The sequence below is a fragment of the Solitalea canadensis DSM 3403 genome (assembly GCF_000242635.2).
Lineage (GTDB): Bacteria > Bacteroidota > Bacteroidia > Sphingobacteriales > Sphingobacteriaceae > Solitalea > Solitalea canadensis.
Genome location: NC_017770.1, coordinates 2,964,594 through 2,977,815, shown reverse-complemented (window position 1 = coordinate 2,977,815; position 13,222 = coordinate 2,964,594). Strand labels below are relative to the sequence as shown.

Annotated in this window: 10 protein-coding genes; 9 read left to right on the top strand and 1 reads right to left on the bottom strand. The window is 38.4% G+C overall.

Going from position 1 to position 13,222, the window contains the following annotated elements; translation table 11 throughout:
* Window positions 1-87 precede the first annotated feature (87 nt).
* The 9 genes from SOLCA_RS12225 to SOLCA_RS12185 all read left to right on the top strand — a co-directional run bounded on the left by SOLCA_RS12225 (window position 88) and on the right by SOLCA_RS12185 (window position 12,487).
* Window positions 88-891 (top strand): AraC family transcriptional regulator, encoded by an 804-nt coding sequence (locus SOLCA_RS12225; protein ID WP_014680762.1) that lies wholly within the window; start codon window positions 88-90, stop codon window positions 889-891.
* 73 nt (window positions 892-964) lie between these two features.
* A complete protein-coding gene (locus tag SOLCA_RS12220; protein WP_014680761.1) occupies window positions 965-1,429 on the top strand; it encodes a VOC family protein in 465 nt (154 codons plus the stop codon).
* 133 nt (window positions 1,430-1,562) lie between these two features.
* Complete coding sequence (locus SOLCA_RS12215; RefSeq protein WP_014680760.1) at window positions 1,563-2,246, top strand: HAD hydrolase-like protein; 684 nt, start codon at window positions 1,563-1,565, stop codon at window positions 2,244-2,246.
* Window positions 2,247-2,254: 8 nt separating this feature from the next.
* Window positions 2,255-3,577 carry a DUF5690 family protein gene (locus SOLCA_RS12210; protein WP_014680759.1) on the top strand — a complete coding sequence of 441 codons (1,323 nt, stop codon included), beginning with the start codon at window positions 2,255-2,257 and terminating at the stop codon, window positions 3,575-3,577.
* A gap of 13 nt (window positions 3,578-3,590) precedes the next feature.
* Window positions 3,591-4,709: a TIGR03364 family FAD-dependent oxidoreductase gene (locus SOLCA_RS12205; RefSeq protein WP_014680758.1), complete on the top strand. Its 1,119-nt coding sequence runs from the start codon at window positions 3,591-3,593 to the stop codon at window positions 4,707-4,709.
* Window positions 4,710-5,147: 438 nt separating this feature from the next.
* On the top strand, window positions 5,148-6,728 hold the full coding sequence (locus SOLCA_RS12200) for a hypothetical protein (RefSeq protein WP_014680757.1): 1,581 nt from the start codon (window positions 5,148-5,150) through the stop codon (window positions 6,726-6,728).
* 73 nt (window positions 6,729-6,801) lie between these two features.
* On the top strand, window positions 6,802-8,637 hold the full coding sequence (locus SOLCA_RS12195) for a hypothetical protein (protein ID WP_014680756.1): 1,836 nt from the start codon (window positions 6,802-6,804) through the stop codon (window positions 8,635-8,637).
* A 32-nt stretch (window positions 8,638-8,669) separates the two neighbouring features.
* Window positions 8,670-12,239 (top strand): DUF6443 domain-containing protein, encoded by a 3,570-nt coding sequence (locus SOLCA_RS12190; protein WP_014680755.1) that lies wholly within the window; start codon window positions 8,670-8,672, stop codon window positions 12,237-12,239.
* A gap of 5 nt (window positions 12,240-12,244) precedes the next feature.
* Window positions 12,245-12,487 carry a hypothetical protein gene (locus SOLCA_RS12185; RefSeq protein ID WP_014680754.1) on the top strand — a complete coding sequence of 81 codons (243 nt, stop codon included), beginning with the start codon at window positions 12,245-12,247 and terminating at the stop codon, window positions 12,485-12,487.
* A 26-nt stretch (window positions 12,488-12,513) separates the two neighbouring features.
* Here the strand turns inward: SOLCA_RS12185 and SOLCA_RS12180 are convergent, their stop codons facing one another.
* Window positions 12,514-12,975, bottom strand: coding sequence for a macro domain-containing protein (locus SOLCA_RS12180; RefSeq protein ID WP_014680753.1), 462 nt, complete (start codon window positions 12,973-12,975; stop codon window positions 12,514-12,516).
* Window positions 12,976-13,222 lie beyond the last annotated feature (247 nt).

Genomic DNA, 13,222 nt, shown 5'->3' with positions numbered 1-13,222 from the left:
ATGGACCATGGACCATTTTCAACTATGAACCATGAACTATCAACCTAATTTTCTCTTACCTTTGTTACCACAACGCAACCTCTGAAAGTGATAACAAACATCCGGACACTTTATGCCCCTGTTCAGCCAACTGTTAAGCAAACAGCCAGCAATGTGAGTTACGTCGAGTTTCTGCCGGATGCTAAATTACAGCCACTTATCTATTGCTATTGGCAGCTTAAAACGACCGAAAAACTAAACGAAGAGTTTATTTACAGGGTAGTGGCTGATGGTTGTATTGATATCTATTTTGAGCTGGATAATCCGCATAACAGCTATGTGATGGGATTTTGTAAGCAGTATACCGAATTTCCACTTGAAAATTCGTTTAATTATGTTGGAGTGAGGTTTCTGCCAACCATGTTTCCTCAGCTGTTTGGTATTAGTGCAATTGAATTGAGTGACCGGTTTGAAGAGTTGAGATCGGTTATTCCTTCCACCTCTATATTTATTGCTAATAACCTTACGGAAAAATTATCTCCAAAGCAGATAAAAGAAACACTTGATCGTTATTTTTTGAAACGTTTGTCGGAGATAACTTTCAATAATGACATCCGCTTGTACGGAGCAATTGAAATTATACTGAATAAATCAGGAGCAATAAATATAGAAACGGAGCTGGATACAGGGATCAGTCCACGTCAGTTGCGACGACTTTTTGAGTTTTATATTGGCGATACCGCTAAAACATTTAATAAGATTGTTAGATTTCAGCAAATTCTTCAAGCTAAACCCTCCCAGCAAAGTTTGAAAGGTAATAAGCTGTTCTTAGAAAATGGCTATTATGATCAGGCCCATTTTATTAAAGAGTTTAAAAACCTGTACGGCATTACCCCAGGAAAAGCCTTCTGAATTAAGTTGTCCGATTTTTACAATTTTAAGGTCCTCAACAGTGCGATTTTTGTATTGTTAAATCAATACAATCATGAAACGATTACTAATCATCTTAACAATACTAGGTGTATCGTTAACTAATTACGCACAATCAAATCCATCTAACAAAAGCTTCAACATGAAATTAAACGCAGGAATAATAACGACAAAACTGGCAGAAAACAAGGCTTTTTACACCAGTATTCTGGACTTCGGGGTAACATTTGAAAATGAGTTTTACCTGTTATTACATACACCCAATAAGCAGGCAGAAATAAGTTTCCTGCTACCTGAACACGCCTCTCAGCAACCATTATTTCAACAAGCATTCCAGGGTCAGGGAGTGTATCTTACTATTGAAGTAGAAGATGTAGACAAGGTATATAAAGAACTAAAGCAAAAAGGAATTGCAATCAAAATCGATCTCCGCAATGAACCTTGGGGCGACAGACACTTCGCGATACAAGATCCAAATGGTATTGGGATTGACATCGTCACCTACTCGCCTCAGGAGTAAGGTCTAATCTATCAGCTATTTAACAAAAGCTTAATACTAAGTTTGTTTATAAATAACATACTTTGTTTAGTATTGCTAAACAATAAGTATGTTATTTTTTGCCTTATAAGGGCAGGTTAAAACAAATTTAAATATGTCGTTAAAGCTTTGTGTTTTTGATATGGCCGGGACTACAGTAGTCGACAGGCAAAATGTACATGCCGCCTTCATAGAAGCGATGGCCGACTTTGGTTATAACGTTACGTTAGCTGAAGTTAATCCTTTAATGGGTTATAAAAAAACGACTGCCATCCTGCAGTTGCTTAATATCCACGAAACAAATCCGGATAAAATCACGGTTGAATTGATCGATTCAATTCATGAGGCTTTTGAAAAGTACATGGTTGATTTTTATGCAACCACTCCCGATTTGCATGCACTCCCTTTCGCAGAAGATTTATTCAATACCTTAAAAGGAAAGGGAATCAAGGCAGGATTAAACACTGGTTTTTCTCGAAAAGTAGCCGATGTAATTGTTGAACGTTTAGGGTGGAAAGAGCGTAATTTATTTGATTACCTGGTGGCTAGTGATGAAGTGGAACAGGGGAGGCCTTATCCGTACATGATCCGGAAAATGATGGATAATGCTGGTGTTAAGGAAAACGAAGTAGCAAAAGTTGGTGATACGGAGGTTGATATTAATGAGGGAATTAATACGGGTTGTTTGTATGTTATTGGCGTAACTACGGGTGCCTTTACAAGGGAAGAACTTTTACCCTATAAGCCAACCCATATTATCGACAGTCTGAAAGAGCTGGAGCAGATATTTTTTAATTAAGAGTGAGGATGAGAACGCTCAAGTTAAAACCGGATGCCCCGGCGTGGCTGGTATCGATCATTGCTGCATTAGGAGCTTTAGGCACCTATACTTTTATGTATGCCTACCGAAAATCCTTTACAGCTGGCACTTTTGAAGGTTTACAATTCCTGGATATTGATTATAAAGTTTGGTTGGTGTTCGCCCAAATAATTGGTTATGCAGCCAGTAAGTTTTATGGAATCAGGTATATTGCAGAAGTAAAGCCTGAAAGCCGGATCAAAAAGATCATCGCCTGTATTGTTATAGCCTGGATTGCTCTTTTGGGTTTTGCGCTGATTCCAGCTCCTTATAATATCCCATTTTTGTTAATAAATGGATTTCCTCTGGGGATGGTTTGGGGTTTGGTTTTTAGTTTTCTCGAAGGACGAAAAACAACCGAAGTGTTAGGAGCCATTTTAGCCTCATCCTTAATTTTTGCTTCGGGATTGGTGAAATCGGTAGGCAGATGGATGCTTTCCTTACCTATTTCAGAGTTTTGGATGCCATTTTTAGTAGGAGCATTGTTCTTTGTTCCGTTAATTATTTCGCTGTTTCTGCTGAATCTGCTTCCTCCTCCAACAGCAGAAGACAAAGCGCTAAGAAGCGATAGAGGGCCGATGAATAAAACACAGCGAAAAGACTTTTTAAAAGAATTCCTTCCCGGTATAGTAATAACCGTATTTGTTTACATGATCCTTACTGTAATTCGCGACGTAAGAGACAATTTCGAAGTCGAGATTTGGCATTGGCTCGGTGTAACTAATTACAACATATTTGTATGGGTGGATGGCTGCATTACGATAGCGGTTTTGCTGTTGGTAGCTTTTCTATTCCTGGTGAAGAAAAACTTACGAGCCCTTAATATTATCCATTTGTTTGTTATTGGAGGTAGTTTGTTAACCGGACTATCCACCTTGCTTTTCTTAAATGGTGAAGCTAATCCGGTCTGGTGGATGATAACGGTGAGTTTCGGATTATTTCTGTCTTATATTCCTTATAACGCTATATTTTTTGATCGCCTGATCGCCGCATTCAAAGTAAAGGGCAATGTTGGTTTTCTGATTTACATAGCAGATTCTGTTGGCTATTTAGGAAGCGTGTCCGTCTTAACATGGAAAGAATTTGGCGCAGGATCGATCAATTGGGGGCAGTTTTTTATACAAGCCATAATTGTATTCAGTGTAATCGGATTTATAGCGGGATTAGCGTCCATGCGTTATTTCAATCATAAGTATCAACGAAATAAGAAAGAAGATTCCGATTTATTTAATAATATGCATCACGCTAAAGTAGAGGCTGAGCTTCTTTAACTTAATTTAACAAATGAAAACAGCTATTGTAATTGGAGCGGGTATTGTTGGTTTAGGAACCGCAAGAGCGCTTGCAATAAAAGGATATAAAGTAAAAGTATTTGAACGCGGATCATTTGCATCCGGGGCATCTGTTCGTAACTTCGGGATGATCTGGCCTGTCGGTCAGCCTCAGGATACCCTTTATGAACGTGCACTTCGTACCAAAAGCATTTGGAAGGAAATTGCCGGAGAAGGCGGTATATGGTACGATGAAGTTGGTAGTATGCACGTAGCCTATCAAAAGGATGAATTGGCCGTAATAGAAGAATTCGTTTCTGCAGAAAAGGGCAATAGACCGTTAAAAATGCTTACTCCCGAAGAGGTTAAATCATACTCTCCAGCAGCAGTTCAGCAAGGATTGTTAGGTGGCTTATTTTCTGCTGATGAAATGATCGTGGAGTCGCGAGTGGCTGTTCATCAGGTAGCGGCCTACCTGCAGAAGAAATTTGATGTTGAATTTTATTGGGATACAGCAATCTCTTCAATTACCTACCCAACAGTAATAAGTGGAACAAAGAGCTGGTCAGCTGATCATATTTTTATCTGTAACGGCGTCGATTTTGAAACACTCTACCCGGAAACATTCAGTCAGGCTCCAATTACCAAATGTAAACTGCAAATGATGCGTTTGGAGGCTCAGGATGAAAACTGGCGTATTGGTCCGGCACTGTGTGGAGCACTTAGCTTAACACATTACCAATCATTCAAAATAGCACCGTCATTAGCAGCTTTAAAAGAACGGATTGCTAATCAGTATCCCGAAATGGTTAAATGGGGAATCCATGTAATGGTTTCTCAGAATCATTTAGGCGAATTGACGATTGGTGATAGCCATGAATACGGATTAACTTTTGATCCTTTCGACAGCGCGCAAATCAATCAGTACATTATGGATTACCTGAAAACCTTTGCGGATTTTAAAAACTGGAACCTGCAGCAAAGCTGGAATGGTATCTATGCGAAAATGACGAATGGAGCAACAGAGTTCATTCATTCTCCGGAACAAGGAGTGACCATCATTAACGCCCCGGGAGGTGCCGGAATGACTTTGTCATTTGGATTAACTGAAGAGGTGGTTGGTGATTTATAAGATAGATTTTTTCATTATTTCTCTGATTAAGAGCATGCCTGGGAGGGTATGCTCTTTTTTGTTATGGTTGATATAAAATATAAATATTCCCACTGTTTGTCCTATTAAATACGGTGGGAATATTAGATTATGTCAAAGATAGCAGCAGTTTATGGAAACACTGAGTCTGTGGTTAAATATGAATTCATTTTTTGGATAATAAATCACCAAGTAAAGAATCTGCTATTAAAAAAATAATTAGCTGATATTTAATTTATTATGTAGAGTTTGTAAATAACCGCTGAATTTCTTGTGAAAAAAAATTGCGACGTGATAATAAAAATCATATATTGAGGCCATCTAAATCAATAGTATCACAACTGTCTACCTCGCTCTTTAATAAAAAAATCTATACCTCGCCTACTCTATATTAAATATTTTTAGTGCATTTATCTATTTATGAAACATTTAAAATTAATCTTACTTTTTAGTTTGATGACGGTAAGGGTGTATGCCCAACAACCAATTAGTTTAAAGTTACCTGAAATTTTACCACCAAGTCCCAATGCATCAGAATTGGGTAAATACGGAGGGCTAGACGTTGGTTTACAAACTGGAACCTTGAGTTTTAAAGTGCCTCTTTATTCCCTCTCGACAGGTAAGGCAAACGTTCCTATTGAATTACAATATTCGACCACGGGAATAAAAGTTGACCAAATAGCATCAAGGGTGGGAATGGGATGGACTTTAAACGCGGGTGGAGTTATTACAAGAAGTGTAAATGGAAAGGTTGATGAACGCTCAACAAGGACTGGTCTTCCGGCTAATTGGCAAGCAATGGATCAATCTTTTTTAACTTTTCTAGATAATACTATTGCATCTCAGTCTCTGGATACTGAGCCGGATGAGTTTTCATTTAACTTTAATGGATATTCAGGAAGATTTATTTTAGATGCAAACAGAAATCCGGTTTTAATTCAAAAGACGGGGTTAAAGATAGCGTTCAATGTTGTTGACCAAGAAACTTCATCTTTTACAATCACCACTCCTGATGGGAGTATTTACACTTTTGCAACAGTTGAGTTAACCTCATCTAATGCGTATTGTTTTGGAAGTCCTAACGGAGCTGTTGCATCCCGCATTCCAACATCATGGTATTTATCTAGTATTCAGCTGCCTAGTACAGATATAATTTCATTTACTTATGATGATATATATATAGGCTACTATGCTGGTGTAAGTCAGGTTTTAACAATGCCTTATAATTACATTTATGATCCTGGATCTTGCGATATGCCCGTTGCTCCAGCACTGAATGATAACAGATTGTGCAAAACAGAATTAAGTTCTTGGGCAAAAGTATTAAGAACTATTACTTATAAATCTTCGTCTATTTCATTTAATTATACCAATCGTTTAGATGTTATCTCTGAACAACTTCTTTCAAATATTATCATTACTGATAATAACAAGAAGCTTCGTCAAATCGATTTTAACTACACCTACTCAACTGCTGATAATTCTTTAGAGCATATTTTTATTAAATATGATGAATTAAAGAAAAGACCATTCTTGATGGATATCACAGAGAAAGATGCAAATTTACTGAGTCAGAGGAAACATTCTTTTGTATATGAAGATATTAATGGGCTTCCACAGAGGTTATCTTTTTCTCAAGATTTATATGGATACTATAACAGGAAAATCAATACCAATATTGTTCCTGTTCCCGATAATGATCTAGATAAGCAACTTTTTAAAGATGCAAATGCAGATAGAACAGTAGATTTAATTGGAACTAAGAAAGGAATACTAGTTAAAATTAATTATCCTACAGGAGGAAGCGACAGTATTATTTATGGGCTTAATACATACCTTAAAAACCAAACCATTCCTCCGCCGACTCAAACAAAATCATTATCGATTCTACCTCAGTCGAGTATTAATGTTATAAGAACGTCAGCTTCATTTTCAGATAACTATTCAACTTTACCCGATATTAAAATAAATGCCGGCACCTTAGTGGGCCACTGGAAGTGACGGCTCAACTACTGTAGATCCTAGTGTAGATTTAATGACAGTAAGTGTAATAAGACAAAGTGATAATCAGGTCATGTATACCAGAAATTTAAAGCTGTCAGAAACATTGCTAAACTTTCCCATTACAGGTTTAACCAAAGGAGTGCTGTATTATTTGCAGATTGAATCATTGTATCCTGATGTTAGATGCACAGGTTCAGTAATTTATGTAACAGGTCCTCCATCTCAAACTTTAGTAAATGAAAATACCGGAGGAGTACGTGTAGAGAAACTTATTACCAATGATGGCAATGGCAAGACTATAATTAAAAGGATTTATTACAGCACAAAAGATAATCTCAATCTAACATCGGGCACAATAGCTTTACAGCCAGTTTTGTTTAAGAGTACCTATATAAAATATTCTATCGCATGTGGAGGACCTACCGGTACTCATTATTATACCTCTTTTAAACAAAGAAATGCATATTCTAATTCATTAGTAAATACCTACCAATTCTCACAAAGTAATATATCATATCAAAGTGTGGTGGAAAGTCTTGGAGGAGATAATTTTGAAAATGGAGGTATTGAGCATAATTACATTGTTCAGAGAGATTCTTATTCAAGACCGCTAATGGGTGAAGACTTGATGATAGGACTCAAAGCAACGAATACGGGATGGTTGAATGGGTTAGAGAACTACACGTTGTATTTTAGAAAAAATGGAGAATCGTTCATCAAGCTTAAAGAAATTGTTAATCATTACAAAGTTGATGCATCCGCAAGCGATGAACTAAAAGGATATGTTATAAGTAAAAACTTTGATTACCCTGATACAGGTCTTCCTTCATTAAAGCTTCAAGGATATGAAGTGAATAGCTATAGCTTTCATTCAAAATGGGTGTATTTAGATTCTACCAGTACTTATGAATATGATTTAAATGGGTTGTCGCCATTGTTGAGCCAAACACAATATATTTATTCAAATCCTTTAAATTTTCAGTTGTCGCTGACTCAAACCAGCACTAGTGACAATAAAATAGTACAAACGAAATATACCTATCCTCATGAGATGGTAAGTACAGGGAAGGATACTTCCGGTGTTTATCAAAAAATGATCACCCGTAATATTATTGCGCTGAAAATTGAAGAAACACAAATTGAAAATGGAATACAGTTAGCTCAAACAAGAGTTAATTATTATGAACCCTATCCGAATTTGTTTTTACCACAATTTATTGAAGTAAAAAATGGAGTTGAAATTTTTGAACCCCGGGTAAAGTTTTATAAATATGATACAAAAGGAAATCCAATTTGTTTATCGTTAGAAAAAGGGCCAAAAGTATGTTATATCTGGGATTATAACAATGAATATCCAATAGCTCAAGTAAAAAATGCTGACACAACGGCAATAGCTTATAGTAGTTTTGAGGCGAACGGAAAAGGAAATTGGATATTTGACGCTACAAGAACAGTTACTGATGTAACCTCGCCGGTTGGTAAAAAATGTTATCCCCTTAGTACTACTCCTACTCAATACATAAGCAAAGGAGCATTAAGCACATCTGCACAATACATTATTTCGTATTGGGTAAAGAACGGAACATCACTTCAAATTACTGGAGCAACTTTAGGTACTCCGGTAACCGTGAAAATGCTTAACGGATGGACTTTATACGAACGAACAATTAATAACGTTTCAACTATTAATTTCTTTGGTACCGGATTCATAGATGACGTAAAGTTGTATCCGGTAGAAGCACAAATGGCCACCTACACCTATGATCCATTAATAGGCATAACCAGTACAACAGACGTTAAAGGTTATACTTCTTATTATATCTACGATGATTTTCAACGATTGAAATACATTAAAGATGCCGATGGAAATATTTTAAAAGAGTCCACCTATAACTATAAGCCATAAACAACAGCTATTGATCGATACCTATCGTTAACATGAAAAATCAATTTTTAAAGAAAATAGTATTGTTGGGTATGTTGATGCCGTTGAGCATTTACGTGCATGCCCAAAGTAGCAACCAAAATTACGTTCAAACACGGACGCCAATGGTTGCTGTTACCGACCCTGCTACGCTTAGTAGTTTGCCTTATACACAACAGCAAACGACCATTCAATATTATGATGGATTGGGCCGTCCACTTCAAACGGTACAGAAACAGGCAACTACCAATGCCAAGGATATCGTACAGCCCTTTGAATACGATGCCCTTGGACGGGAGGTAAAGAAATACCTGCCTTATTCTAATATTACCGGATCACAGGATGGCGGCTATAAAACCAATGCCTTAACTGCGGGTCAAGGCGTATGGGCCCATTATAAACTGGCCACCCAAAGTATTGACACCACCAGTTTCCCGTTTGCAGAAACCATACTGGAAGCTTCGCCGCTAAACCGCATGACCGAACAAGGCGCTCCGGGTAAAGCTTTTCGGGTATTGAAAGATGCAACAGGTAAAACAACCAGTTTGGGCAATACCATAAAGACTGAATACAGTACCAATACTGCAACAGAGGTAAAACTCTGGAAACTGACTGCTAACGGTGCCACGGGAACTACCAATTACAATGCAGGCCAGTTGTATAAAACCATCTCTAAGGACGAAAACTGGAAAGCGACTGACTTGCAGCATGGTACTGTTGAAGAGTTCAAGGACAAAGCAGGCCGGGTGGTGCTGAAGCGCACCTTTAACAAAAATCAGCAGGGTGCCACCGAAACATTGTCCACCTATTATGTGTACGATGACTTTGGCAATTTGCGCTACGTGATCCCACCTGCCGTCAGTGCTACCAGTTTCAGCGAAAGTGTGACCGATAATGTCTTTAATAATTTTATATACGCCTATCGTTATGACAATCGTCAACGAGTGATTCAGAAGAAAATACCAGGCGCCTGGTGGGTACATCTGGTGTACAACAGGATCAATCAACTGGTCTTTACCCAGGATTCTGTCCAGCGTAAAAACAAGGAATGGCTCTTTACCAAGTACGATGCCATGGGCCGGGTGATCTTAACAGGGATCTATACCGATACAGCCCGCCGTTCGACCCTTCAAGCCAAGGTAAATGCCCAAACGGCCAATTTATGGGAGGGCCAGGGAAGTGCCCATTATGGTTATACCAAAGGGGCCTTGCCCACCACCGCCATGAAAGTGCTGGTTGCCAATTATTACGATGATTACAGCTTTGCCATGCCTACAGGTTACACGTATGTAGCTGACTCACTCAACACCCAAAGCCTGATGACCCGAGGCCTGCTTACCGCCAGCATGGTCAAAGTACTCAACAGCAATGACTCCTTATGGACGGTGAACTATTACGATTCCAAAGGCCAGGTGGTACAGGTGCACCGGCAGAATTACATCGGTGGAAAGGACCTGGTGAACACCCGGTACAGTTTTACCGGCCTGCCCTTAGTCGTCAAACGGATCCATACCAATAGTAAAGGCACAGGCACCCAGACTTTCCTTACCTGGTACACCTATGACCATATGGGCCGTAAAACCCGCACCCGGGAAAAGATCATTAACGGAACGGTGAATGCCAGCGGCCAGCCCGTCGTGCTAGCAGATTACGTGTATAACGAGCTGGGGCAACTCATCACCAAGAAACTGCATCAGGCCAGCGGGGCGAGTACTTATGCTCAAACGGTGGACTATCAGTACAACATCCGGGGCTGGCTGAAAAAGATCAATGATCCGGCCGCTGTTACAGGTGTATTGACCGGAACGGCCGATAAGTTCGGGATGGAACTGAAGTACGATAATGGACCTGTACCCCAGTTCAACGGCAATATTTCCGATATAATCTGGAAAGGCTCCTACCGGGATACCTTGCAGGAATATTCCTTTGGGTATGACAAACTGAATCGCCTGCTCAAAGCCCAAAGCATGCAGGGAGGTTTAAGCAATAATTACCAGGAGCGAATTGACGAGTATGATCTGATGGGAAATATTAAAAAGCTGAGCCGGAGAAGCCGGAATGTACTGATTGATTCTTTAGTGTACAGTTATAAAAATAGTAATAACAGTAACCAGCTGGACCAGGTGGATGAGTTTTCCAATGCAGCCACCATATACAAAAATCTGGGTTTTAGTGAACCGGTAAGTATGCAGCAGGCTGGGGAGTATACCTACGATGTCAATGGGAACCTCTCGACCGATAAAAACGGATTGATAACGGCCATAAGCTATAATTACCTGAACCTGCCCCAAAGCATTACCAAAAACGGAACAACGGTCAATTATGTGTACGATGCCACAGGTCGTAAGCTTCGTAAAACGGTCGGCACCACCAGTGAAGAATACGTGGACGGTCTGCAGCTGCAAACCTTTAACGGTACCACCACAATAAACTTTATTGCCACCGAAGAAGGCCGCGCCAGCTGGAACGGTGCGAGTAATCCATATTATTACCGGTATAACCTGACCGATCATTTGGGCAATGTCAGGGCCACGGTTAACGAATCCGGAACATCGGAACAGGAAGACAGCTACTATGCCTTTGGACTACAAATGCCGGGAAAATCCTATACTCCGAGCGGAGATAATAAGTACCTTTACAATGGCAAAGAGTTACAAAAGGAACTTGGCTGGTATGATTACGGAGCAAGGTTCTTTGATCCAACTTTAGGCAGGTGGCATGTGCTGGATCCTTTGGCGGAAATGTCAAGTGGGTTTAGTCCGTATGTATATGGGAATAATAATCCGGTCTTAATGATTGATCCGGATGGGATGATGTCTCGCTATAATTGGGCTACTAATCAATATTATGATGATAAAGATGGAGATGGAAAACAAGGTAAAAAGGAAAAAAATGTAGAATGGGATCAAGTTCAACAAGAATATAGCTTAGGAGGCTCTGGGGGTGATGACCCAAAGAAAAAGGGTGAAAAAAGTGCTGCTTCAAATGTTGCAAGTGGATTTGGAGATGGAGCATTGGGAACTTGGGAGGGAATAAAAAGCCAATTTACTCTAAACGGATACTTGAATGGCCTTGCAAATACTTTTACGTTTGGCACACATGGGAGCATTCAATTAGGGGAAAAAGTATTTGATTTGGCTTCTAATATTCCTAACTATACAGCCGCGGATTATGAATATGGTGCCGGATATGCTTTCGAAAAGGTAGTAGAGTTGTATTTGTTTAAAAAGCTTGGAAATGCGATTGCTAAGACTAGTACTCCATTATATCATTATACAAGTGAAGCTGGATATAATGCCATAATGGATACAAAGGTTCTCAATCCTTCAATTGGCCTAAAAAATGCAAGATTTGGTTCAGGACAGTATTTTACTGATATAGCTCCAGGCATGTTTACAAAAGGACAAACTTCTTACAGACTTTTTGGGGTGCCTTGGAATGGTAGTCGTTTAACGCACTTTATTAAAATAGAAACTTCTGGGTTAAATATAATTCAGAATAAACCATTTAATTTTTTAAACCCTTCCCCTACCCCATTAAATTTAAAGGGTAGGATTTTAGGAGGAGGAAAAACAGGATTTTAAATAATATGAAAGAGGTTTTTATAAAGAAATACTGGAAGGAAGGAGATGTGTTGTTTTACTTACATTTTCAAAATGGTGTAGCAATAAGACAAATTGAAATAACATCTAATGCAAAATTATTTCTAACATCGAGTAGTCCTCAAAAGGACAATTCAATGCTGTATGATCAATCAATTGATGAACTCGACTTAGAAGAAACAGATTTTATTACGGAAGATCATTTTAATAAGATTTGGAACGAACGGTAATCTAAAAGCCCTAATTTTAGGGCTTTTTAGATTGATATGTTTTTATAATTTTCTACAACAAATAAATCAATACCAGGAAATTTTTGTGCAACTTTATCAATTACACATTTTACGTCATTCCAATTTAGACCACCTAAGCCTGCTCCTATTTTTGGTAATGCAATTTTTAAAATGCCGTTTTGATTTGCATATGACATCATTTTGATTAAAGCACTTTCAATAGCGACAATATCAGCCTTGGTTTTCCAAGATGTTTGAGTTCCAAGATTAAAAACTGTGCCATTGTTATAATTATAAATAAAAACATCTCCTAAATAAAAAAGGCCTTCCTTACACCGTCTTTTGTATTCGAGATACATTTTGGGGAATTTATCTTTGAATTGTAATGCAATCCCTTTTCCCATAGCTCCCGCACAATTACAACCGTGTGCATAATTTGAAATCTCAAATAAATCGAAGATGTTTCCGTGTTCAATATATGTAACCATAAAGAGTGCTAGAGTTATTCATTTTAGAGATCAATTTCTTATGGTGCTATTTTTCATTGAGAATATTTAATTATAAGAAAAGTATGGAGTTGATCAACTTGTATGAATAAGCTTTTTAAACAAAGTATAGAAGCAAAAATATAGATTTTTTATTAAGAAAGTCACCTGCTCTGATTGCTAGGAGTCTTTCATTTTATTAAAACTTTGAAGTGACCTTAGGTGAACTCCAATGGCTCCTGCTACCCAA